Source organism: Yinghuangia sp. ASG 101 (assembly GCF_021165735.1).
In the GTDB taxonomy this organism is placed as follows: Bacteria; Actinomycetota; Actinomycetes; order Streptomycetales; family Streptomycetaceae; genus Yinghuangia.
Map to the genome: position 1 here is coordinate 6,262,725 of NZ_CP088911.1, position 22,201 is coordinate 6,284,925.

Genomic DNA, 22,201 nt, shown 5'->3' on the forward strand with positions numbered 1-22,201 from the left:
CGGCGCGATCCGTCAGGCCACGTCGATGCCGAAGTCGCCGAGCAGGGCCTCCAGGCCGTCGCGGTAGCCCCGGCCGCCGATCACGAAAGCCCAGTCGCCGTTCGACCGGCGGCGGAACGAGCCCAGCACCAAAGCGGTTTCGTCCGCACGGCCGTCCGAGACGGTGAGGCGGTCCAACTCCCCGCCGGCCGCGTCCCGCAGCACGATCGCCGCGTCGGTGAAGCCGGACAGATCCGCGGTGGGGTTGACGGACGGGTCGATCGCGGCGACCAGCACCACCCGGTCCGCCGAGCCGGGCAGCGCGTCGAACGCGACCCGCACCGCGGCCTTGTCGCCGCCGGTCACCGGTACCGACCGGACCGCCCCGTCCGGCGTGGACGTGTTGTTGTAGAAGACGAAGTGGTCGTCGCTCAACACCCGTTGGCCCGTGCAGACCAGCGCGCACACGTCGAGTGCGACGCCGCCGGACCACGTCATGCCGAGGACGTTCGCGTCGTCGGAGGCCGACTCCGAGGCCGACGAGGGAGCCGTTGCCGGGGCGGAGGCCGGCGCACCCGCCTGCCCGCGCGTCCCGGACGCCGGAAGTGTCCCCGGGGGCACCGCGGTCGCGCCCGCCCGCGCTTGACCCGACGCCGCGCCGACCGGCTCCGCCGCGTCGGAGGAACCGCGCGGCCCGGGCACCTGCGTGGCCCCGGGGCCCAGGCGCCCGTTCAGCCCGACCTGGGTCATCAGGTCCACCAACTCGTCGCCCGTGATGAGCGTGAGCGGTTTGCCGCGCGCGAAGGTGTACGAACTCGGTCCGAAACGCGACGTGGTGACCAACACGCCCTTGTTGGCGCCGACATCGTGGACCGTGCCGTACAAGTCCCGTACTGCGGTGGGCGGAACCGTGTGCCGGTAGCGCTTGACCTGCACGATGATCTTGCCGCCGCTGAGCGGATCGGGGTCTATGGCCTCGACGTCCACGCCGCCGTCGCCGGACCGCTGGGTCGTGACCGCCTGGAGCCCGCGTGCCCGGAACAGCTCGGCGACCAGGCCCTCGAACGCGATCGGGTCCATCTCCAGCAGGTCGGGCACGTCGTCGTTGTCGGCGTGCGACACGACCGCGCTTCCGCCGCTGCCGCTCACCGCGTCGGGCCGCCGGGCGGGCTGCACGGCCGTCCGCAGGTCCGGCTTCATCGAGACGACCCCGCCCAGCGCGTCGACAAGGCAGTCGACCGCACTCACCCGCGCGAGGTTCAGCCGTTCGAACTCCGTGCGCGGCGCCCGGACGGACGACAGGAAGATGCGCGCCCGGAGCCCCGTCGCCGGATCCAGATCGTCGACGAAGCCGTTGACCGCGATGGACGCCAGCGCCCCGAACTCGTCGGCCACGAAAAGCTCGCGCAGGACCAACAGGACGCACTGCGCGAGGACATCGCGGTACAGCGTGCGCCGTTGCGACGCCGTGCGCGTGACTTCCTTGTCCTGGTCGGTGCTCGGCATGTAGCGCACCGAGCGCACCTCGGGCACGACGTCGACCGACGGCAGCTGCCAGTCCAACACCAGTTCCCGGGTGCTGCGTTCGTAGGCGACGTCCACCTGCCGGGGGAAGTCGTCGGGCCACGCCGTCGACGCGTACAGCGCCGCCGAGAAGAACTGCACGGCCGCGTCGGCGTCGCCGCGCCGCAGGCTGTCGCCCAACGCCCGGACCTGGCCGTTGTGTTGCCGCAGCTGCGCGAGCGTCGTCTCGGCCCACTGGTCGTACTGCTGCCGGTACGCCTCCAGTTGGCGCAACCGCTGCGCCTCGGCGTTCTGCGCCGCGTACCAGTCGCGTTCGAACTGCGCCCGGGCCTGCTGCTGCGCCTGCGCGTTCGGACCAAACCCCCACGAGCCTTGGGCCGGCTGGTAGTTCGCCTCCACCGGCATCGGCACAGGTACGCCGAGGTGACCCGGCTGGAACGGCTCGACCCGCTCGGGCCGCAGCATCGACGCGGACCGGAACGCCGCACCCCGGCACCCGGCCGCGAGCAACCCGGCGAGGGCGTCGGCCTGGCGCTCGATCTCCTCGGTGCGCCGCAGCGCGTCCGCCTCACGGTGGCGGCGGTACTCGGCCCGCTGTTCGCGGTGCATTCGAGCCATCGCCTGTTCCGCGGCCCGCTGTTGGCGTTCCTCCTCGCGCCTGCGTTGCTCGGCGGCTCTGCGCTGCGCATCCTGCCGGCGTTGTTCCTGCCGTTGGGCCTCGGCCCACGCACTGATCAGCCCATTGCCACGCCGACTCATGAGCGACGTCGTCCTCCCCACCACCCGACAGTCCGTCGGAAGACCCTATCGCCGCCGGTGATCACCGCAGGGTCGTATGACGGAGAAGTTGCGGGAAAATGGCGTTCGCGAGACGCACCGGTGCCGCACCCCGACCGCGTTCGGGCGCACGCGCGGGCGTCAGACCCCGACCGCGCCCAACCGCCGCCGAGCCGTCTCCACCGTCCGCAGGACCGCCAGTGTCGCGTCGAGCGGCATGACCGGGCTCTCCACGCGGCCGTCGAGCACCCGGTCGCGCACTTCGCGGACCTCGGCGGCGAGGGCGACTTCGGGCGACTCGATCGTGAACTCCTGGGGCGCGCCGCCTCCGTAGGTGTGCACGCTCACGCGCGTGGTGCAGTGGAAGAACGCGTCCAGCTCGGCGCGTCCGCGCGTACCGATCACCGAGGCGGTCAGGGGCAGTTGCGTGACGAGCGAGGTCTCCAGCAGCGCGTGCGCGCCGCCCGGCCAGCGCAGCAGCAGCGCGGCCTCGGCGTCGACGCCGCTGGGGGCGAGCGCCCCGGCGACCTCGACCGACTCGGGCTCGCCGAGCAGCAGATGGGCCAGCGCGACCGGGTACACGCCCAGATCGAGCAGCGCCCCGCCGCCCAACTCCGGGTTCCACAAGCGGTGTTCCGCGTCGAACGGCATGGGGAAGCCGAACGTCCCGTGGATCGAGCGGACTTCGCCGAGCGTCCCGTCGTCGGCGAGTTCCTTGACGCGCCGGATCAGCGGGTTGAACCACATCCACATGGCTTCCATGAGGAACACGTCGGCGGCCCGGGCGTCGGCGGCCATCGCCTCGGCGTCGGCGAGCGAGGCCGCGAGCGGCTTCTCGCACAGCACCGGCTTGCGCGCGGCGATCGCGAGGTCGACGACCTCCCGGTGCTGCGCGTGCGGCGTCGCGACGTACACCGCGCGCACCGCGGGGTCGGCCACCATCTCGGCGTACGAGCCGTAGCCCGTGCCGTCGCCGAATTCCCGGGCGAACTCGGCCGCGCGGGCCTTGTCACGCGACGCGACCGCGGCGACACGCATTCCCGGCTCCGCGGCGATGACCTTGGCCAACGTGCGGGCCATCGATCCGGTCGCCGCGATCCCCCACCCGAACTGTTCGCTCATGAGGTCGTGATCGCCCGCTCGGGACAGCTGCGGGCCGCGTCCTCGACGGCGTCCTCGAACTCCTCGGGGATGTCCTCGATCTGCACCACGGCGTATCCGGCGTCGTGCAGGGCGAAAACCTCGGGGCAGATGGTGCAGCAGACCCCGTGGCCGCGGCAGCGGTCGTCGTCGATGGTGGCCTTCATCGTGTCGGCTCCTCCGCGAATTTCCAAGTTCTCTTAGGTCGGCGCCCGCAGGATATACGTCGGCACCTCGGCGTACCGGCGGGCGGCAAAGATCCGGGTGCGCACTCCACGATCACGAAAGGTTCAGAAGTGGTCAAGCCTGGACAAACAGCCATCGCCTGGGGTCGCGAGCCCTGCCCGAAAACAGCGCCACTACGGCAGTGGCTCCCTGACACGGTGCAACACGGCCGCGCCGCTGTCGATGGCCTTCGGCTGGTGCCAGACCTCGACGCACATCGCGACCATGATCACCGAGTGCACGAGTTCGAGCAGGTGCCGCGGCTGATCGGGCATCTCGTCGAGCGGGAACCCGTCGCAGTACGCCAGCGCGTCCCGGATCCGCGGGAACGCGGCCCGGTAGAACGGCTCCATCTCGCCCATCGTGCTCGCCATGCGCCGCGACCAGCGCTCCGGCTCGGTGGCCAGGCACCACGTCTCGGCGAAGGGCTCCAGGTCGGCGAATTCGGCCGGAAGAAGAGACACCGGTTCACACCCCCGCACTCGTCGTACGCCCCGCACGGGTGCGCCGGTACTCCGCGACCCGGTCCGCGACCACGCTGTGGAGGTGGCGGACCAGCAGCTCCTGGTCGCTGAGCGGGAACGCGTCCGGGACAGCCCGGGATTCGAGTGCCTCCTGCGTTCCGGCGAGCGTCCCGGCGTCCTGGAGCGCGAACTCCTTGAACATGACGACCGCGCACTCCTGGGCGGCCCGCTGCGACGCCGTCTCGGCCTTCGGGAAGAACAGCGTGCCCTCAAAGCGATGGGTGTTGTGCGAGGTGGGCCAGAAGCGGTAGGTGAGGTACCAGCCGCTCGCCCAGATCAGGATCTCCAGGTTCGGGAAGATCTGGAAGTTGTCGATCGCCCACTTCTTGACCTTGCCCGGGTTCGTCCCGGGCAGCTCGGCACCCAGGTCGGGTTCGTCCCAGGGGCCGAACAACCCGCTGCGCGTGGCGATTTCGATGGGGTACTGGAAGTCGTCGGGCCACAGCCGCCGGGGCACGCCGTCCGCGGTGACCATCCGGTGCGGGCCGTCGAGCTGGTAGTGCGGCGCCTCGAAACCGGTCATCTTGTCGCGCGCGGCGGGGGTCGCCTCCTGCGGGTGCAGGAACGGCACGTGGTAGTACTCCTGGAACGCGTCCAGGAAGATCTTCCAGTTGCAGTCGATGTGCGCGCTGAAGTCGTAGCGCTCGGTCATCCGGTCGAACGGGTAGCCCTCCAGGGGCGTGACCATCGGGCCCAGGAACTCCCGGAGCGACTGCGGCGGTTCCTTCGCGAGGTGGACGAAGACGAAGCCCGCCCACACGTCGCAGTGCACCGGCACGAGGCCGTACGCCGACTTGTCGAGGTCGAAGAACTCGCTCTCCTGCTGGACGAACGTGCACCCGCCGTCGAGTCCGTAGCGCCAGCCGTGGTACTTGCACGTGAACTGCCGTACACTCCCGGCGACTTCCTCGCGCGGATAGTCGTTCCACACGAGCTTGTTCCCGCGGTGGCGGCAGATGTTGTGGAAGGCCCGGACCACACCCCGCTTGTCGCGCACCACGATGAGCGAGGTCTTGGCGACCTCCAACTCGCGGGTGAAGTAGCTGCCCGGCCGGGGCAGTTCCTCGACGCGGCCCACGTGCAGCCAGGAGTTCCCGAACACCGCCTCGCGCTCGTCCGCGAAGAACTCGGGGGAGACGCTGTCCTCGTAGGATACGAGTCCGGTGCCGAGCCGCGGATAGTGGTCCGTCCAGCTGCCTTCGGCCGGCTTCGGGTATAGGGCCATGGCCTCGGTCCTCGCGTATGTGTCGTGGTCGCCGCACAGGCTTTCGATGCGCCCACATCATGTGCACTGATCATCGGGCTTGCCCAATAGAAAATCGTTATACGCACATACGGCCCGCGCATGGTCGGCGACGGACAGGAGCCATGCGCGCCGCCCGCCGCCGAGTCAGTCCAGCGCGCTCAAGGCCTCCGACTGGTGGACCTCCTCGACCGGCCACCGGCCCTCCGCGACGGCCTGGCGGACCTGGCGCACCAGCTCACGGGCGACCGTGTCCACCGCGGGCGGCATCCGCGACGTGCGCGGTGCCGCCGCGACGACCGCCCGCGTCACGTCGGGCTCGCACAGCGGCGCGGCACTCAGCGCGCCGCTCGCGACGTCGGCCGCGACGCCGACACCCGGGAGGATCGTCCAGCCGTGCCCGGCCGTGACCAGCTGCTTCTGCACCCGCATCGAGTTGGTCTGCACGACGACACGCATCGCGACCCCGGCCCGGGCCGCGGCGGCGTCGATGAGCGTCCGCAGCGCGTGCCCGGCCGCGGGCATCACGAGCGGATGCGTCACCACGGCCGAGAACGGCACCGGCCGGTCCGCGCGCAGGCCCTCGGACGCCGGGGCGACGGCCCACAGGTTCTCGTGGAGCAGCTGATGGGCGTTCAGGGACGGCGTGTGGCCGAGGTTGTAGAGCAGCGACAGATCCAGATCGCCTTCGTCCAGCCATTGTTGAAGGTGGCCGGAATAGGCCGTGAGCAGACGCAGTTCGATCGCGGGGTGCTCACGGGCGACCGCCGACACCAGCGGTGCCGCCAACAGGTCGGTGGTGCTCTCCAGCAGCCCGACGCGGACGACCCCCGTGACCACGCCGGGCGTCGGGCGCACCTCGGACCGGGCCCACTCCAGTTCGTTGAGCGCCCGCCGCGCCCGCGCCACCATGACCGCACCGGCCTCGGTGATCCGCATGCCCTGGCGGCTGCGCTCGAACAGCGCGACGCCCAGCTCCTCCTCCAGCGTGCGGATCTGGCGCGTCACCGCCGGCTGCACGAGGTGCAGCAGCTCCGCGGCCCGTGTGACGCTCCCCACCTCGGCCACGGTCACCAGCGCCTTGAGCTGTTTGAGGTCCATCCTGAGTCACGCGGAGGAGGCCGCGCCCTCGGGCGGGCGCGCGTCCGCGATGCCTCCCTTCCGGGGACGTATCCGTGCCGGGCATCCATCCATCACCGACCATTATTTCACCCCCATGCCCATAAGCGCCGATGATGCGAGCATGGATCGGACGGCGGCGCACTGAGCGCGCGGCGTCCGCCGAGCCTCCCGCGTCACCGAGGAGCCGTCGGGCCCGAGGCGTGACTCCGAGGCCGCACGACGCCCGAGGGTCGCGCAAGCCCGGGGGTTTGCGTGGGCTCCACGGCCGCGGAGCCCCGAGTCCCCCGAGGCCCCGGACCCCAAGCCTCCCGGACCCCCAGGCCCCCGGACCCCCAAGCCCGCCGAGGTCCCAAGAGCCCCGACGCTGACGAGCGTCCCGAAGGCCCACCCAACCCCGCGCGACCTCCGGGGCATCCGACGAGACCTCCGCCCCCGAACCCGCCCCCGGGACCTCGGCCCCCGAACCCGCCCTCGTCCTCCGGCCGTTGCCGGAACCCGGCAGGCAGGACCGCCGAATCCTGGGGTCTCCGGGGAATCACCGGCGTCGGTCGGGCCCGACATACTGCCCTCAACGACAACGAAGGGGTGTGGAATGACCAAGCACAACACCGGCTTCACGATCGCACGCCGGGGCTACGACACCGATGAGGTGGACCTCTACCTCGCGGGCCTGGCGGCCGGCGGGCGGCCTGCCGACCGGCCGATGTTCACCATCCGCCGCCGAGGCTACGACCGGGCCCAGGTCGACGGGCACCTGGCCGAGATAGAGCCCGCGCCGGGGCCCTGCTGACCGTACGCACGCCGCGCGGGGGTCCGTGTGCGACGTAGGATCGGCACGTTTGTTCGGCAGGGAGAAGGATCATGTCGTCAGCCGTGCCCCAGCGCCCCATGCGCGCGGACGCCCGACGCAACCACGACCGCCTGGTGGACGCCGCCCGGGCGTTGTACGCCGAGCAGGGTGTCGACGCTCCTCTCGAAGAGATCGCCCGCCGCGCGGGCGTCGGCAACGCGACCCTCTACCGCCACTTCGCCAACCGCGAGACCCTCCTCGAAGCCGTCTACCGCGCGCCGTTCGAGGCCCTGTCACGACGCGCGGAGGAGTTGGCCGCCGATCGGACGGTCACCGACGGGATGGCGGTCTGGCTCGGCGAACTCGTCGACCACGGCTCCGGCTCGCGCGGGCTGACCGCCGCGTTGGGCGCGGCCCTCCAGGACCGGGGCGACGGCGTCGACTGGAGCCGCGACACGATGCTCGCGGCGGCGACCCACCTGCTCGACCGGGCCCAGCGCACCCGTACCATCCGCGCCGACGTCACCGCGTCCCAAATACTCCTGCTGGCCAAGGCGATCGCCTTCGCCGCCGAGTCGCGCCCCGATCCCACGCGGCAGGCGCGCGAGCTGCTGGCCCTCGTGATGGAGGGCCTGCGCGAGCCGTCGTCGTGCGTCGCGACCGAGCGGGCATCGCGGCCCCCGCACACCTGAACACCCCGGTGACGGCATCGCGCCTCGACGCGGTCACATCGTCTCCCCGCGCTTCGTCAGGGATAGGACGCAGGCACACACACGCCGTCCCACCGGCGTGCGCCGCCCCCGACCCGAGGACGTACGCCACCATGCAGCCCGACAACGACTTCCTGGCCGAGAGCTTCGAGAGCCACCGCTCCCACCTGCGGTCCGTCGCTTACCGCATGCTGGGCTCGCACGCGGAGGCGGAGGACGCCGTCCAGGAGGCGTGGTTGCGGCTGGCACGCTCGCGCTCCGACGACATCGCCAACCTCGGCGGCTGGCTGACCACCGTCGTCGGCCGCGTCTGCCTCGACATGCTGCGCACCAGGCGGCAGCGGCGCGAGGAGGCGTGGGACGACGTGACCTCGAACGCGGCGGAGTCGCACCGTACTCGCGTCGAAACCGGTCCGGAACAAGAAGCACTGCTGACCGATTCGGTCGGGGTGGCGCTCATGATTGTCCTCGACACGCTCGAACCGGCCGAACGGCTCGCGTTCGTGCTGCACGACATGTTCGCCGTGCCCTTCGACGAGATCGCGGTGATGCTCGACCGCACCCCGGCCGCCGCCCGCCAACTCGCCTCCCGCGCACGCCGCCGTGTTCAAGGGCGGGCACCGGACTCCGACCCGGGTGCCCGGGCGAGGCGCGACGTGGTCGAGGCCTTCCTGGCCGCGGCGCGCGGCGGGGACGTCGACACCCTCGTCCAGTTGCTCGCCCCGGACGTCCTGGCCCGCTCCGACGCGCCCGACACCCAGCCCGTACGCGGCGCCGAGGCCGTCGCCCGCAGCGCCGCCATGTTCGCCGGCCGGTCCGGCGCCGCCTCCTGCGCCCTGGTCGACGGTTTCCCCGGCGTCGTCGCCGACGCCGACACTCCCGCGCGTCGCGCCATGCTCTTCACCGTCCGCGACAACCGGATCACCATCATCGACGTCGTCACGACGCCCGACCGTTTCGACGCCCTGGACATCGCCCCACTGCCGTAGCGCCGTGCCGCGAGGGAGTCGGGGACCGAGGCCTCCGGGCCCGCGTCAGGAGTCACGCGGGTCTGTCGCGTCCGCGCCCGGACCGGGTGCGGCTCAGACCACGGGAAGGATGCCGCCGTCGACCCGGAACTGCGCTCCGGTGAGCCACTTGGCGCGGTCGGAGGCGAGGAACGCGATCATCTCGGCGACGTCCCCGGGTTCGCCGGGACGCCCCATCGGCACATTCAGGTGGTCCACGATCCGCCGCGTGACGTCCTCGACGCCGATGCCCTGGCTGTCGGCCATGTGGCGCAGGTGGGCGGTCGCTCCCTCGGTGAGGACGAAGCCCGGCACCACGCACACCACGCGGACGCCGTGCTCGCCCACCGCCGTCGCCAACTCGCGGCTGTAGGCGTTCAGCGCCGCCTTCGACGCGGCGTACGACGCCTCGGCGGGCTGGGGGAGGTGAGCGGCGATCGAGGAGACGTGCACGACGACCCCGGAGCCGCGCTCGACCATCCCGGGAACCAGGGCCCGATCCAGTCGGACCGCGCTGAGCAGGTTCATCTCCAGATCGGCGAGCCACGACGCGTCCGACCGCCCGAGCGTCGGCGCCGGCCCGGTCGCGGCCCCCGCGTTGTCGACCAGGACGTCGACTCCCCCCATGCGGTCCACGACCCGGCGGCCGAGTTCCGCCACGCCCTCCTCGGAGCGCAGGTCGGCGGGTATGAAGCCGGCGGGCAGGTCGCGGGGCGCGCACGGCCCGCCGACGGCCCGTCGGGTGTGTCTCTCCGGGCCGTCGGCGGGTTGGGGGCTAGAGCGAGTCGACGTAGCGCTTCAGGGCGGCCTTGGTTCCCGCTCCGGCGATGCCGTCGATGGCGCCGGTGTAGCCCCAGTTGCTCTGCAGCCAGCGCTGCAGCGACTTCACCGTCTCGCTTCCGACGATGCCGTCGATCGGGCCGTTGTAGTTCCAGTGCGTCGCGAGGAAGCGCTGCATCGCCTTCCAGCTGTTGGTGCCGAGTTGGCCGTCGATCGCGCCCGTGTAGTCCCAGTTGTCGCGCAGGACGATCTGGAGCTTCTTGGCGTCCGCGGTGCTCAGGCCGAGGTTGACCACCGCGGCTGCGGCGGCGGATTCGGCGCTCACCGCGGCCGGTGCGGACGCGGGTGCCGGTGCCGCGGACGCGGCGCTCGCCGTCGCCACGCCGCCCGCGGCGATCCCCACCGCGGTGGCGACCGTGACGAACGTCCTCGTGATGGCTCGCATGTGCTTCCTTCCGTCGGGAGCGGGCCGACCGCCCCGGTCGGCCCGGCACCAGATTGCGGGCGGGCCCGTCGGGGCCGCCACAGTCTCCGCGGATGTGGCGTACACGCGGGACGTCAACGCTCTGACCTGCGGAAACACCGCCCCGCGCGACGGCGGGACGGGACGGGCGATGACCCCCGAAGGTCGTTTTTGCCCGGATCGTCGCCGCTGGTGCAGAATGCAACGCGTCACGAGGAATCGGGACTCGGGCCCGGTGCCGCACACGCGAACGGGGGCGCATGTCGCGTTGGAAAGAGCTGCCCGTCGGCCTGGACGCGAGCGTCTGCCGGCTGGTGGTGCACCTGCGTCGGCTGAAGGACCACGGCGGGCTGACCATGCGGCAGTTGGCCGCGAAGACGGGGTACAGCGCGAAGTCGTGGGAGCGGTACCTGGGCGGCAGGTCGCTGCCACCCCGCGAGGCCGTCGAGGCGCTGGCCCGTATCGGCGGCGAGGACCCGGCCCGCCTGCGCGCGCTGCACGAGGTCGCCGCCGAGGCCTGGAAGGGCGGGCGGGGGAGTGCCGCCCGCACGCCGCACGCCGAGGCGGAGCCGGTCGCGGCGCCGGAGCCGGAGCGTCCGTCGGAGCCGGTGCCGCCGGACGGCACGGCGGCTCGCCCCCGGAGGCGTGGCCGGTACCTCGTCCATCTCGCGGCGGCGGTCCTCGTCCCGGCCGCCGCGATCACGGTCTACGCCGTCGTGCGGCACGCGGGCGGCGGCGAGAAGGCGGCGGCGACGCGCCCCGCGCCCACGTACACCTGCCGCGTCGAGCGGATCGACGGCCGCTGGTACGCGGGCAACAGCCGGACCCAGGACGCCATCGTGGCGTACGGCCTGGCCGGTCCCGACGTGGCCGAGGCGCAATGCCTCCTGGAGCGAGCCGGTTTCGCCCCCGGGGACATCGACGGGATCTACGGCCCGCTGACCCAGAGCGCGGTCAAACGCGCCCAGCGGCACGCCGGGTTGGTGGTGGACGGCATCGTCGGGCCGCACACCTGGGAAGCCCTGCGGCGGTGACGCACGTGACGCGGAAGGGGACGCGGGGATGACCCGGGCCACGCCGCCGTCGCCGGGAGCGGCCCGATTGGCCGTCGCGCTCCGGGAGTTGAAGGCGCGCACGGATCTCAGCCTGGCGGGCCTGGCGGAGCGGACGGCGTACAGCAAGTCGTCCTGGGACCGCTACCTCAACGGCGGGACGCTGCCCCCGCGCCGGGCGGTCCAGGCGTTGTGCGGACTGGCCGGGGCGTCGGACGAGCGGTATCTCGCACTGTGGGAGATCGCGGAGTCGGAGTGGCGCGGGCGCGCGACGCGGGAGACACCCGCGGCCCCGGACCCCGGGCCGGAACAGCCGCCGCCCGCACCTCCCGAGAAGGCGCCGCACGCCGCGCTCCCGAACCCCCGGCGGCAGCCCGATCCCTCCGTGCCCGCGGTCCCGCGGGAGACGACGCCCGCCCGACACTCCCGTACGCGCCGGGCCGCGACCGCCGTGGCCGCCGTCGCCGTGGCGGGTGCGGTGGCCGTGGGCGGCATCGCGGCCTTGTTCGCGTTCCCCGTCCGGGACGCCGATCCGCGGTCCCCGGCGACCCCCGACGCGTTGGCGGCCCTGTGCCAGGGGTCCGCCTGCGAGGGCCGGAACCCCCTCAACATGCATTGCGCCGCCCGCCCGGACACCGTCGCCGCGTACCGCGCCGCGGGCGGTGCCCGGCTGGAGGTGCGCCTCAGCCGGGAATGCGGCGCCAGTTGGGGCCGGATGTGGAGCACGCGCGTCGGGGACAGCCTGGAGGTGACCGCTCTCGGCCGTACGCAGAGCGCTCGCGTCGCCGACCGGATCGACGCGGAGGCCTACGTCTACACCGCCATACTCGCCGCGGCCCCGGGAACCGCGCTCCGCGCCTGCTTCCACCCCGCGGCCGGCGGCCCCGCGGAATGCTTCGACGCGCGTGCGGCCGACTGACCGCGGTCGGCGGGACGGCCCCGGGCCACCGTCGGCTCGGGGGTTCTCGCGACCGTGACGCCCGTACGTCTTGTCGCCGAGCGATCCCGCGCGCCTCACGTCGACGCGCGCAACACGATCTCCGCGTCGATCCGCGACCGCCCGGCCTCGGGCGCGACGCCCTTGAGCTGCGTGACCAGCCGATGGACGCGGCGGTGCACCACGTCGTCGAGGTGAAAGCGGATCGAGGTCAGGGGAGGTACGGCGAGCGCGGCGGTGGGGATGTCGTCGACCCCGATCACCGCCATGTCACCGGGGGCCGCGAGCCCGCGCTCACGCATGCCCGCCAGGACGGCGAACGCCGTCTCGTCGTTGAACGCGCACACCCCCGTCACACCGTCCGCGGCGAGGCTCGCCACGGCCTCGGCACCACTGGCCGCGTCCAGGCTCGCGGTGACCACGACCGGGGGTGCCAACCGTGCCGCGCGGCACGCCTCCCGCACCCCGGCCAGGCGCTCGTCCGCCATCGGCCCCAGCGCGGGAATCGCCGGACGGACGAAGCCGAGGCTCCGGTGCCCCCGGCCGATCAGGTGCTCACCCTGGAGCCGCCCGACGGGGTCCATCACGAACTCGCCGGACGGGCCCGACGGTACGACGGCGTCCGCACCCGCGCGATGCAGCGCCTCGACGACCTCCGGGGGGAACGCCACGAACCCGACGACCGCGGACGCCCCGACGCTCGCGCACACATCCGGCAGCGCCCGCCCGTGCGCCCCCTGCAGGTGGGTGACCAGGGTGAGGCCGTGCTCCGCCAGCGCCGACGCGAGGCTTTCGATGAAGCGGGTGATCCCCGGCCCCATCGGCACGTCCGGCACGTGCAGCAGCACCACGTCGCTGCGCCCGGCGGCGAGGCTGCGGGCCGAGGCGTTCAACCGGTAGTTCAGCTTGCCGGCGGCGGCGAGGACGCGCTGCCGCGTCGCCTCCGGGATCGCACGGTCGGGCCGGTTGTTCAGCACGAAGCTCACCGTCGTCTGGGACACGCCGGCCTCCCGTGCGACATCGGCGCTGGTCGGGCGCTTCCGGGGGCGCGTCATGTGCTTCTCTCGCATGCGTGTCGGGGACGGGGGCCGAGGCGCGCGGTGTCACGTGAACCGCCGCCCGGCTCACCGAAATGTAGCGGGCGGCCGCCGCGCCGACCGGCCGGGGACGCCGTGGGCCCCGCGGCCGTGCGTTGCCTGCGTCCGGAAGTATGCCGGTACGCCCGGAGGCGGGCGCCCGCCCGGTCAGGCGCCCGCGGCCAGGTCGAGTTCCCACGGCCGCACCGTCAAGCCCGCCTTGTCGATCCTCAGGTGGCCGACGCGCGACACGAGAGAGTGGGCGTGCATCCGGCGGGCGATCTCCTGCTCGCGCGGCGGCAGCGGGGCCCCGGCCGCGCCGAGCGACAGCAGGTCGAGCATGCCGTCGGGGATCACCGACGCGGGCGGCTCGTCCGGGTATCCGGAGCGGTTTGCCTGGGGCATGGAGGGGGTGGCCCCCGAAGGCGTCGCCTGGGCCGTGCGGACCTCGCCCAGGCCGCCGAGCCTGGCACGCACCGTCCAGCCCGGGGCGAGGCCCCCGCCGCTGCCGACCCGCACCTCCAGTGCCAGGCTTCCCTCGCCCGCGGACGGATCGAAATCCGCCACCGCGTGGATGTCGGCGAGGTACGTCGCCGCGGTGGTGTAGACGTACACGGACCGGCTCAGCCCGCCGTGCCACCAGTGGTCCTGGTCCTCCACGAATGTCGCGTCCGACCACTTGACGACGGTCAGCTCCACCTCGTTCTCGCCGGGGCGCACGTGCCCGGTGACGTCGAACTCCGAGGCCAGGTGGGAGTCCTTGCCGAATCCGACGTCGCGCCCGTTCACCCGGACCAGCAGCACGCTCTCGGCGCCGCCGACGTGGAGCACGACGCGGCGGCCGTCCCACTGCCCGGGCGGTGAACGTGCGCCGGTACACCCCGGTCGGGTTCTCCGCCGGAGGGTGTGGCAGCGGGGAGTCGAACGGCATGACGATGTTGGTGTAGTGCGGCCGGTCGTCGGCCCCCCGCATCGTCCACAGGCCCGGCACCGCGACCGTCCGCCGCGCGGTGCCCCGCTCCCCGCGGGCGTCGGGCCAATCAGCCGAGCGAGCCGACACGGGGCGCGTCGGCGGTGTCGCCGATCCGCTTCCGGTAGGCCACCAGGCTTTCGATGCTGACCAGACGCAGGCCGAACTTGTCCGCGAAGGCGCGGAGTTCGGGCAACCGCATCATGGTGCCGTCGTCGTTGACCATCTCGCACAGCACGCCCGCGGGTTCGCAGCCGGCCAGGCGGGCGAGGTCGATGGTGGCCTCGGTGTGCCCGAGGCGGGCGAGCACACCACCGGGAACCGCGCGCAAGGGCACCACGTGGCCGGGGCGGCACAGGTCGTCCGGGCGGGTGCCCGGGGCGCCGAGGAGCCGGATGGTGTGCGCGCGGTCGGCGGCCGAGATCCCCGTGGACACGCCTTCGCGCGCGTCGACGGTGACGGTGTACGCGGTGCCGCGCCGGTCCTGGTTGACGTGGTACATCGGCGGCAGTTCGAGCCGGTCGCAGGTCTCCGGCGGGAGCGGGACGCAGATGTAGCCCGAGGTGTGGCGCACCATGAAGGCGAGCAGTTCGGGCGTGGCGTGTTGGGCGGCGAAGATGAGGTCGCCCTCGTTCTCGCGCGTCTCGTCGTCGACGACGATCACGGCCCGTCCCGCCGCGATGTCCGAGACGGCGTCCTCGATCGCGTCCAGCACGATGGTGCCGCCGTTGTCGCCGTGGTTCATGGGGTGCCTCTCCCGCTCGGTGGGTCCGAAGACGCGGCGGGGTTCGAGGGCACCGCAAGGCGGCACGACGGTGGCGCCGCCGACGTCATCCGGGGGCCGGATGCGTGCGGGCGCGCGCCATCGCCTTACGCGCGGACTCCCTTCCGGACTTTGACCGTCGGCCCCGGAGTTCCACCGGATCCACCGGTCGATGGCCTCGACCGGGTTGCGGGCTGTCACCGCCGGTTCGGAATTTCACCGAACCCCGCCTGCGCGTATGAATAGTTGCTATCGCCCAGATATTCACACACCGGCCGAGCGAAGACCAACGCCGAGTGGTCAAGCTCACGGCGGACCCGCCGTCAGTCGGCCGGGCGCCGGGCGGTGAACTGGTCGGTGATCAGGACGTCGGCCAGTCGGCCGCCCACCCGCACGCCAACCGCCGGTCGCGACCGGGGAATTCCGGCAGGCGCATTGCGGATACCGAGCGTTGCGGGGGCTGTTGCGGCCCTACCATGGCAGGTCCGTCATCGCGTCCCACCCGGGACCGGGCGACGGAAGGCCCGACGCCGGAAGGAGGCGAGTGACCGGCACGGCCGCGGCCGGGCACGACGCCCATCCGCCCCCGCGTCCCGAGGGCAGGCCTCTCGATCCCGGCCTCCGAAGACTTCTCGAAGCGTCGTTCGACCACGACCTGTCCGACGTCGTCGTCCTGCGCGGCGGCCGTGCCGACCGACTGTGCCGACGCTTCGCTGCGGACGGCTGCGCCTCGGGCCGCGCGGTGTTCCTGCGGTCGGCGGGTCCCGGCCCCCGGACGGACCTCGGTGTACGGCTGCTCGCACACGAGGTGGCGCACGTGGTGCAGCAGCGCCGCGGCGACGTGGCGGCGCTGCCGATCGGCCACCGCCGGGCGGTCGGCCTGCCCGGCGGGCCGCACGAACGTGAGGCGGACGCCGCCGCGGACGCCGCCTTGGCCGGGAAACGACACCACTGGGCGCCCGCGGAACCCCCGCCCGAAGCGGGCCGGCGCGCCGTCGCGGTGCTGCAACTCCACGCGTCGCACGAACACCGGCTGATCGGTGACGTCGGCATCGGCGACATGGCCCACCTGGCCGGCCGCGGCGATGCGGAACGGCGACGCGTGCTGCTCGCACAGCGCGACCTCATGCGGGAATGGAGCACCGCTCCGCAGGACCTGTCACCGGAGTACATCGCCCGCCGCACGCCGTGGCTCAAGGTCACGCGCCTGCCCAACGGCGTCGTCATGTCCCACGGCGAACTCAACGCCCTCGCCGACTACCTGCCCAACCCGACGGCCATCCTGAACTTCCCCCGCGACGCCATGGTCTCCCTCCTCCAGACGATCCGGGAGGAGTCCTACCGCAAGCTCTCCCATCTCGCGGGCGTCCGCGCCGAGGCGGTGCGTTTCAAGGACAGCGTCTTCAGCGCGCTTCCGCCGTCCGGACTGCTCACGCTGAAGAACCAGAACGCGCTGATCGCCTCGGCCTCGGCGGTGGAGAGCGACCACCTGGCACCGCTGCTGTGCCGCAACGTCGCGCATTTCGCCCCGCACTCCTGGTACCGCTGGGCGCACTACCACCATCTCGCCCTCGGCTTCGCGGCCGAGGCCTCGCTCGCCTCGGGGCGGGAGAAGGACGGGCTGGCCACGTTGGCGGAGTTGAACGAGGGCTACGCGCAACACTTCCTGCAGGACTCCTTCGCGGCCGGCCACTTGGGCAACAAGGTGCTGGCGATGCAGTGGGCCTCGGCGGCGGGCGGCACCCTGCCGTTCGCGCGGAAGACGCGCGACCACATGGCCGAGATGAGCGAGGACCGGCAGCCCGGGCTGAGCGGACGTCATCTCTATGGTCCGTACCAGGAAGGCGTGCGGTCCAACGATCCGCAGACCGTCGACGAGAGCGGGCTGTCGACGCCGGAAAAGATCGGACGCCTCCGACTCGACACCTGGCGGCTCGGCGCGGAGCAGACCTACGCGAGCTACCTGAGGTTCCTGGGAAACGCCACCGCGCAGATCAACAGCATGGCCCTGCACGACTTCCTCAACGAGACGGGGCTGTGGGTCGCCTCGCAGGACCACGAGGCCCCTTACCTGATCGGGGGCGACGAGACACTGATCCAGAAAGGCCCCGGTCTCGCGAACATCAAGGCCGCCTGCGCCGGGTCCGAAGCGAGCGTACGGGCCGCACTCGACGGCAAGGACCAACGCGCCGCCACGGCGGAGGTGTTCGCGACGTTCCCGAGCCGGGTCCGGCTGGACGGCGAAATGATCCCCCTGGAGGCATGGCACGACAGGCACGTCAGGCCCCTGGTCGGGTTCCTCAGCAGGGGACAGCCCCTGGGGCAGTTCGCCGGGTTCTTCGCCGCGCTCCGCATCCGGAACATCACCGCGGACGCGGCCACGGTCCTCGACAGGGATCCGAAGGGGTACAAACCGAAGACGACCGCTCATGAGGCACAGGAGGCGCCGCACCCTCGGACGCGCCTCAATGACCGTCTCCCGGCCTGGATGACGCGCGGTCCCTTCGCCAAGCGCACCGCCACGGCGAAATCGAAATCCGTCGCGGATGCCGAGGTCAAGGTCGGGAACGGCGTGAGTGCATCCGACGCCACGGCTTCGACGGACCCGACATCCGCGGTGAGACCGGCTGCGACGATGCCGACCGCCGCCGAACTCCCGGTCGTGACGCAGCCGGAGGCAGTGGCGGCGACCGGGGCACAGGGATCAGAACCGGAGTCGTCCGCGGTAGTGGAGGAAGCGGACGGACAACCGTCGGCACCCGCCACGGCGCGAGACTCCGTGCCTCCGCCCGGCCCGACGGGACCGCCCGGCTTGGCGGGCCTCCCCCCTGTCGCGCGGAGCACAGGGAGGCCGCACACCGTCCGGACCACGGACGCCGGAGCCGCACGCGACAGCGGCGAAGGCCCGCCCCGGAACCCGCAAGCGGAGCCGAAACGGCACCGAGGGCTCAGCCGCGAGTACTGACACCGGACCGGAGCCGCACCCCACCCATCGCGAACGCACCGGTCGGCTGCTTACGCCGTGGCTGCCATCGCCCCGCGCCGCCGGTGTGCTGCTCGGGGGCACGGGAGCGTCCGACAGGGGTGTCGACCGTCAAGGCCGCCGTGAGTCGGCGGCCGAGCGTGGGGGCCGAACACACTACCGCGACGAGCGACGCCGGTCCGCCGGAGAGGCCGTCCCGCGTCTCCTTCGGACGTGGCGCGAACTGCGTTGGGTGCGACGTCGGTTGGCTCTGACAGGGTGAGGGCCTTCCGTGGAAGTGATCGTGTTGCGAGGCGTGGAGGCGATGAGTGTCGTGTTGACGAGAAAAGGGATGGCTCCGGAGCCGCTTCCGGTGCCGGTGTCCACGCTGGTCCTGCCCGAGCGGCAGTTGCAGAGCATGGTCCTCCTGCCCGACGGCGACACCTGCGTCGTCAGTGCGGAGAACGACGGGGCGGTCCATGTCGCGTCGCTGTCCGGGCAACGCGTCCTCCGGTGTCTGGAGGAGCACACGGGCCCCGTCAACAGCCTCGCGCTCGCCGCCGACGGGCGGTTGCTGCTGACCGCGTCGGACGACGAGACGATTCGGCTCTGGGACACCGCGTCGTGGCAGGTCACCGCGGTGCTGACGGGCCACACCGGCTACATCCGGGAGGTCGCCGCATGCGGCATGACCGCGGTATCCGGCGGAGAAGACGGCACGTTCCGGGTGTGGGACCTGGACGACGCGGTCTGCCGCGGCGTGTTCGACGACCACGGCCTGTCGGTGGACCACGTCGCGATCGCCCCCGACGGCCGCCGGGCCGCGAGCGCGTCGCGCGCCAACCAGGTCCTGCTGTGGGACCTGAGCGGGCCCAAACTCGAACGCGCGTTGTACGACACGGGGCAGACCGTCCTCGACATTCCCGGCATGAGCCTCTACATGCTGGCCGGTGACAACCGGACCGGCGTCGGGCACGGCAGCGCCCCCAAGGCGCTCGTGTTCGACGCCACCCGGGACTTCCTCTACACGGCCGCCGACGAGGTGATCTGCTGGGACCTGGCCGACGGCGTCGAGCGCACCCGCCACCCGCGTCGGCGCTTCGTCAACGCGCTTGCCCTCAACCCCGAACTCCCCGTCATGGCCACCGTATCGATGCAGGGCATCCACTTCGCCGGACTGGACGACGAGTACGCGTTCTTCCTCCCCGCGCCCGAGTCATCCGGTTCCGGAGCCACCGTGGCCTTCCTCCCCGACGGGCGCCCGGTCTCCGGCCACGACGCGGGCTTCGAGGCCGAGCACTGCACCATCCTGGTGTGGCCCGCCCTCACCGGGAACGAACACCGCGGCGACCACCACTCCACCAGGATCGACGAACTCGCCGTCGACTCCGCGGGGCGCCGGGCCGCGTCCACGGACGGCAACGGTGCGGTGTTCCTCTGGGACCTGTCCGACGGCAGCCGCGTCGCCGCGCCGACGACCGCGGACGACATCCCGTGCGCGCCGTTCTTCACGCCCGACGGGAGCCGACTCGTGGTCGTCGACCGCGACCGGCTGCACCTCGTGCCCACGGACGGGGGAGAGGTGCTTCGGGTGCCCGCGGCGGAGCCGGACCCGAAGCCCGACGCGGACGGGCACGCGGACATCGAGGCCCCGCTACGCCTGTCCGGCGCCGCGCCGGTCGACGACGACACGGTTCTCGTCGTGCCGGCCCATGGCGTGCCGGAGGTGTGGAACCTCGGTGACGGCACACGGCGCCCGCTGCGCGGTGCCGCGGGCCGCGGCGGCCGGGGGACTCCCGTCGTCACGGCCCGGCACGCCGTGGTCCTGGCGACCCTGGAGAAGGACCACCCGCTTCTCCCCCCGAAGTTCGGCGCCACCACGCCCTTCGGCATCCCCGCGCTGCAATGCTGGGACCTGGTGAGCGGCGCACTCGCCTGGACCCGCCACGGTCCCCCGACCGACAACAGCACCTGGCCGTGCCACAGCTGGGTCGTCCTGCTGCGCGACGGCACCGCCGCCACGATCAGCGGCTACGGCAAGGAGACATCGCTGCTGGTGCTCGACATCCCCACCGGCGACGTGCGGCGCGACCTACCGATGCCGGACGGCTACTGCACGCCTCCGACCGAACTCCCCGACGGCACCCTCGTGTTCGTGTACCACGACAAGGACGCGGTGCATGTGCGCGAACTGCCGCCGAACACCGAGCACATCGTCCACCGCCTGTCCCTGCCGTCCGCGCGCACCGTGCGCCTCGCCCCCGACCGCGACCTCCTCTTCCGCCTGGACGCGACCGGACTCCACGCCCACCGCCTGAGCACCGGCGCGGCACTGGCCACGGCCGAACTCCCCGACAACCGAGGCGAATTGGCCACCAGCCCCCACGGCAACGCCGCCGTGGTCGGCGACCGCGACGGGGAGGTCCACATCTTCCACCTCACCTGACCGCGCACGACACCGGACACACGACAGCCCGCCCTCGACCCGCCACCGAGCCGCTTCCCCCAGGCACGCGACCACCGTGTCCGCCACCGTCCGTGCCGGGAGACGGCAAGCGACCTCGGGGGAGCGTCCAAGGGCGATCCGGCAAGCGTGCGTCCGGCCGTCGTGTCCGCCGGTTCGGGGTTCAGTGCTCGCAGAGGGAGAACTCTCGTTCGTAGAGCTGCTCGTTGTGCTCGTCGACGAAGAACTTGCGTTCGTGCATGAGTTGTTCGCGGTAGCTCTCGGCCTCTTCCCGCGTCATGGTGGAGGTGTCGGACCACGGCTGCTGCGGCGGCACATCGGAGGTCGAGACGATCGTCTCCGACGGGTCGACCAGGAAGAACGCGAGAATCTTGCGGTATCCCGGGCGGGTCGGGTCGGCGAGACGGAATGAATCGACGCGGTGTTGCAGGATGTTCGGAAAAACCAGGCATCGGCCCGCCGGAGTCGCGGCGGATCCCCATATCTGGTTCAGTGGCTCTTCGTTCTCCAAGCCGTAGACCTCGCGCACCCCGTCGTCGTCGTTCTGCTCATAGCCCGGGTCGTCGAGTGCCGCCCGGAAGCTCAGCCGGCTTTCGGTGACGTTCTCGCTGTCCCAGTAGTAGATGCCGGTCGCGACGATCCGCTCGTTGAGCATCCCTTCGACATGCCAGGAACCCCCGGGGTATTCGGGCTTGTCCGGGGTGAGGTGAATGGCGGCGAGCTTGACGATGACCTGGAGACCGCGGCCGTTCAGGTCGACCCGGGCGGACGCGTCGGGCACCTTGGGCCGGGTGAAGGCCGGGGCGTCCGGGACGACCGGGCGTCGGTTCTCCCACCAGTCTTCCTGAGCCTCCTCCCACGCGCGGACCGCCTCGTCGAAGGCGCCGTCATCTCCGTAGTCGGACTCGTCCGGATACTCCGGCTCCGAGTCGTACCAGCCATAAGGATCGGCCTTGATCCGCAGGGGCCGCGGATGGCGCAGATCGGTGAGGACGTTCTCCAGCAGCGGGCGCAGGCGCGCGAACAAGCCGGGGAGGACCGAGGCCAGCTCGCGATGGGTCACAGGGTGGACGTTGTTGACGTACGAACGGAAGGCGACCTCGCCGTCGTCACTGACGTCGACGTCCGTGGGCAGCCACTGGAACTTCTCCGAGAACTCGTACCGCGAATAGCGGTCCGTCGGGTTCCGCCAAGCCCGCTCGGGCGCGCCGCTCACCCCGCGCACCAGACAGAACAGCGAGGGATGCACCAGGTCCAGTACCTGGCCGTCGGACCCGGGGTGCCAGTCCTGTTCCGCATTGGGGACCTGCTCCAGAACCCGAACCGCCTCGCGCAGCCGGGATCGCAGCTCGTCGTCGAGGAGCGTGTCCGACTGCCACACTCCGTCGACGGCGGACACCTCGGCGCCGGTGCGCTCGTCCCGCAGCGCGGCGTAGTGCGCGAGTTCGGCGAGCACATAGCGGACCTGCGCTTCGGTGAGGCCCTGGGCCACCGCTTCTCGCGTCCACCGGGCGACGACGTCGGCATCGTTCATCTTGTCGAACCACCCCGGCTTCGCCCGAATATGGGCGCTGCACTGCATCATCTCAAGTTCCCGCAGGGTTCGCGGAGTTGCGAACGACAGAGCGCGGGAGGCGTGAAAGGGGAGCGGGAAGGCGGACAGGCCGGTCAACGTTCTTGGTCCTCCCAGTCG

Annotated in this window: 17 protein-coding genes, 3 pseudogenes and 1 riboswitch; of the genes and pseudogenes, 8 read left to right on the forward strand and 12 right to left on the reverse strand. The window is 72.2% G+C overall.

Annotated features, from left to right (window positions below; all coding sequences use genetic code 11):
• Positions 1–12 precede the first annotated feature (12 nt).
• The 6 genes from LO772_RS26760 to LO772_RS26785 form a co-directional block, all read right to left on the reverse strand.
• Complete coding sequence (locus LO772_RS26760; RefSeq protein WP_231774583.1) at positions 13–2,262, reverse strand: restriction endonuclease; 2,250 nt, start codon at positions 2,260–2,262, stop codon at positions 13–15.
• Between the two features lie 159 nt (positions 2,263–2,421).
• The gene (locus tag LO772_RS26765; RefSeq protein ID WP_231774584.1) at positions 2,422–3,402 is read right to left on the reverse strand and encodes a Gfo/Idh/MocA family protein; all 981 of its coding nucleotides are present in this window, start codon (positions 3,400–3,402) and stop codon (positions 2,422–2,424) included.
• Positions 3,399–3,587: a ferredoxin gene (locus LO772_RS26770; RefSeq protein ID WP_231774585.1), complete on the reverse strand. Its 189-nt coding sequence runs from the start codon at positions 3,585–3,587 to the stop codon at positions 3,399–3,401. Before LO772_RS26770 ends, LO772_RS26765 begins: the two co-directional genes overlap by 4 nt.
• A gap of 192 nt (positions 3,588–3,779) precedes the next feature.
• Complete coding sequence (locus tag LO772_RS26775; protein WP_231774586.1) at positions 3,780–4,109, reverse strand: hypothetical protein; 330 nt, start codon at positions 4,107–4,109, stop codon at positions 3,780–3,782.
• A 4-nt stretch (positions 4,110–4,113) separates the two neighbouring features.
• Positions 4,114–5,394 carry an aromatic ring-hydroxylating oxygenase subunit alpha gene (locus tag LO772_RS26780; RefSeq protein ID WP_231774587.1) on the reverse strand — a complete coding sequence of 427 codons (1,281 nt, stop codon included), beginning with the start codon at positions 5,392–5,394 and terminating at the stop codon, positions 4,114–4,116.
• A gap of 165 nt (positions 5,395–5,559) precedes the next feature.
• A complete protein-coding gene (locus LO772_RS26785; RefSeq protein ID WP_231774588.1) occupies positions 5,560–6,513 on the reverse strand; it encodes a LysR family transcriptional regulator in 954 nt (317 codons plus the stop codon).
• Positions 6,514–7,126: 613 nt separating this feature from the next.
• Here LO772_RS26785 and LO772_RS26790 point away from each other — a divergent pair.
• The 3 genes from LO772_RS26790 to LO772_RS26800 all read left to right on the forward strand — a co-directional run bounded on the left by LO772_RS26790 (position 7,127) and on the right by LO772_RS26800 (position 9,023).
• Entirely contained in the window at positions 7,127–7,324 is a 198-nt protein-coding gene (locus tag LO772_RS26790) for a DivIVA domain-containing protein (protein WP_231774589.1), read from the forward strand.
• A 71-nt stretch (positions 7,325–7,395) separates the two neighbouring features.
• Positions 7,396–8,016 (forward strand): TetR/AcrR family transcriptional regulator, encoded by a 621-nt coding sequence (locus LO772_RS26795; RefSeq protein ID WP_231774590.1) that lies wholly within the window; start codon positions 7,396–7,398, stop codon positions 8,014–8,016.
• A gap of 131 nt (positions 8,017–8,147) precedes the next feature.
• Entirely contained in the window at positions 8,148–9,023 is an 876-nt protein-coding gene (locus LO772_RS26800) for a sigma-70 family RNA polymerase sigma factor (RefSeq protein WP_231774591.1), read from the forward strand.
• A 93-nt stretch (positions 9,024–9,116) separates the two neighbouring features.
• Here LO772_RS26800 and LO772_RS26805 read toward each other — a convergent pair.
• Both LO772_RS26805 and LO772_RS26810 read right to left on the reverse strand, forming a co-directional pair.
• A pseudogene (locus LO772_RS26805) lies at positions 9,117–9,740 on the reverse strand (oxidoreductase); the annotation flags it as partial.
• Between the two features lie 76 nt (positions 9,741–9,816).
• Positions 9,817–10,266 carry a peptidoglycan-binding domain-containing protein gene (locus LO772_RS26810; RefSeq protein ID WP_231774592.1) on the reverse strand — a complete coding sequence of 150 codons (450 nt, stop codon included), beginning with the start codon at positions 10,264–10,266 and terminating at the stop codon, positions 9,817–9,819.
• A 278-nt stretch (positions 10,267–10,544) separates the two neighbouring features.
• Here LO772_RS26810 and LO772_RS26815 point away from each other — a divergent pair, with 278 nt between their 5' ends.
• The 3 genes and pseudogenes from LO772_RS26815 to LO772_RS36425 all read left to right on the forward strand — a co-directional run.
• Positions 10,545–11,318: a peptidoglycan-binding protein gene (locus LO772_RS26815; RefSeq protein ID WP_231774593.1), complete on the forward strand. Its 774-nt coding sequence runs from the start codon at positions 10,545–10,547 to the stop codon at positions 11,316–11,318.
• Positions 11,319–11,346: 28 nt separating this feature from the next.
• Positions 11,347–11,496, forward strand: a pseudogene (locus tag LO772_RS36420) (helix-turn-helix domain-containing protein); the annotation flags it as partial.
• A gap of 435 nt (positions 11,497–11,931) precedes the next feature.
• Positions 11,932–12,255, forward strand: a pseudogene (locus tag LO772_RS36425) (DUF2690 domain-containing protein); the annotation flags it as partial.
• Between the two features lie 95 nt (positions 12,256–12,350).
• On the opposite strand, the gene LO772_RS26825 reads toward LO772_RS36425, so the two are convergent.
• From LO772_RS26825 to ribB, 3 genes are all read right to left on the reverse strand, one after another.
• On the reverse strand, positions 12,351–13,343 hold the full coding sequence (locus tag LO772_RS26825; RefSeq protein ID WP_331717271.1) for a LacI family DNA-binding transcriptional regulator: 993 nt from the start codon (positions 13,341–13,343) through the stop codon (positions 12,351–12,353).
• 174 nt (positions 13,344–13,517) lie between these two features.
• On the reverse strand, positions 13,518–14,393 hold the full coding sequence (locus LO772_RS26830; protein WP_443089473.1) for a sugar-binding domain-containing protein: 876 nt from the start codon (positions 14,391–14,393) through the stop codon (positions 13,518–13,520).
• On the reverse strand, positions 14,390–15,064 hold the full coding sequence (gene ribB / locus LO772_RS26835) for a 3,4-dihydroxy-2-butanone-4-phosphate synthase (RefSeq protein WP_231774597.1): 675 nt from the start codon (positions 15,062–15,064) through the stop codon (positions 14,390–14,392). Before ribB ends, LO772_RS26830 begins: the two co-directional genes overlap by 4 nt.
• A 127-nt stretch (positions 15,065–15,191) precedes the next feature.
• Positions 15,192–15,320: riboswitch (FMN riboswitch) on the reverse strand.
• Positions 15,321–15,626: 306 nt separating this feature from the next.
• Between ribB and LO772_RS26840 the strand changes: the two genes are divergently transcribed.
• Positions 15,627–18,047, forward strand: coding sequence for an eCIS core domain-containing protein (locus LO772_RS26840; RefSeq protein ID WP_231774598.1), 2,421 nt, complete (start codon positions 15,627–15,629; stop codon positions 18,045–18,047).
• Between the two features lie 349 nt (positions 18,048–18,396).
• Positions 18,397–20,490 carry a WD40 repeat domain-containing protein gene (locus LO772_RS26845; RefSeq protein ID WP_231774599.1) on the forward strand — a complete coding sequence of 698 codons (2,094 nt, stop codon included), beginning with the start codon at positions 18,397–18,399 and terminating at the stop codon, positions 20,488–20,490.
• A gap of 181 nt (positions 20,491–20,671) precedes the next feature.
• On the opposite strand, the gene LO772_RS26850 is transcribed toward LO772_RS26845, so the two are convergent.
• Positions 20,672–22,180, reverse strand: coding sequence for a DUF4246 domain-containing protein (locus LO772_RS26850; RefSeq protein WP_231774600.1), 1,509 nt, complete (start codon positions 22,178–22,180; stop codon positions 20,672–20,674).
• Between the last annotated feature and the right edge of the window lie 21 nt (positions 22,181–22,201).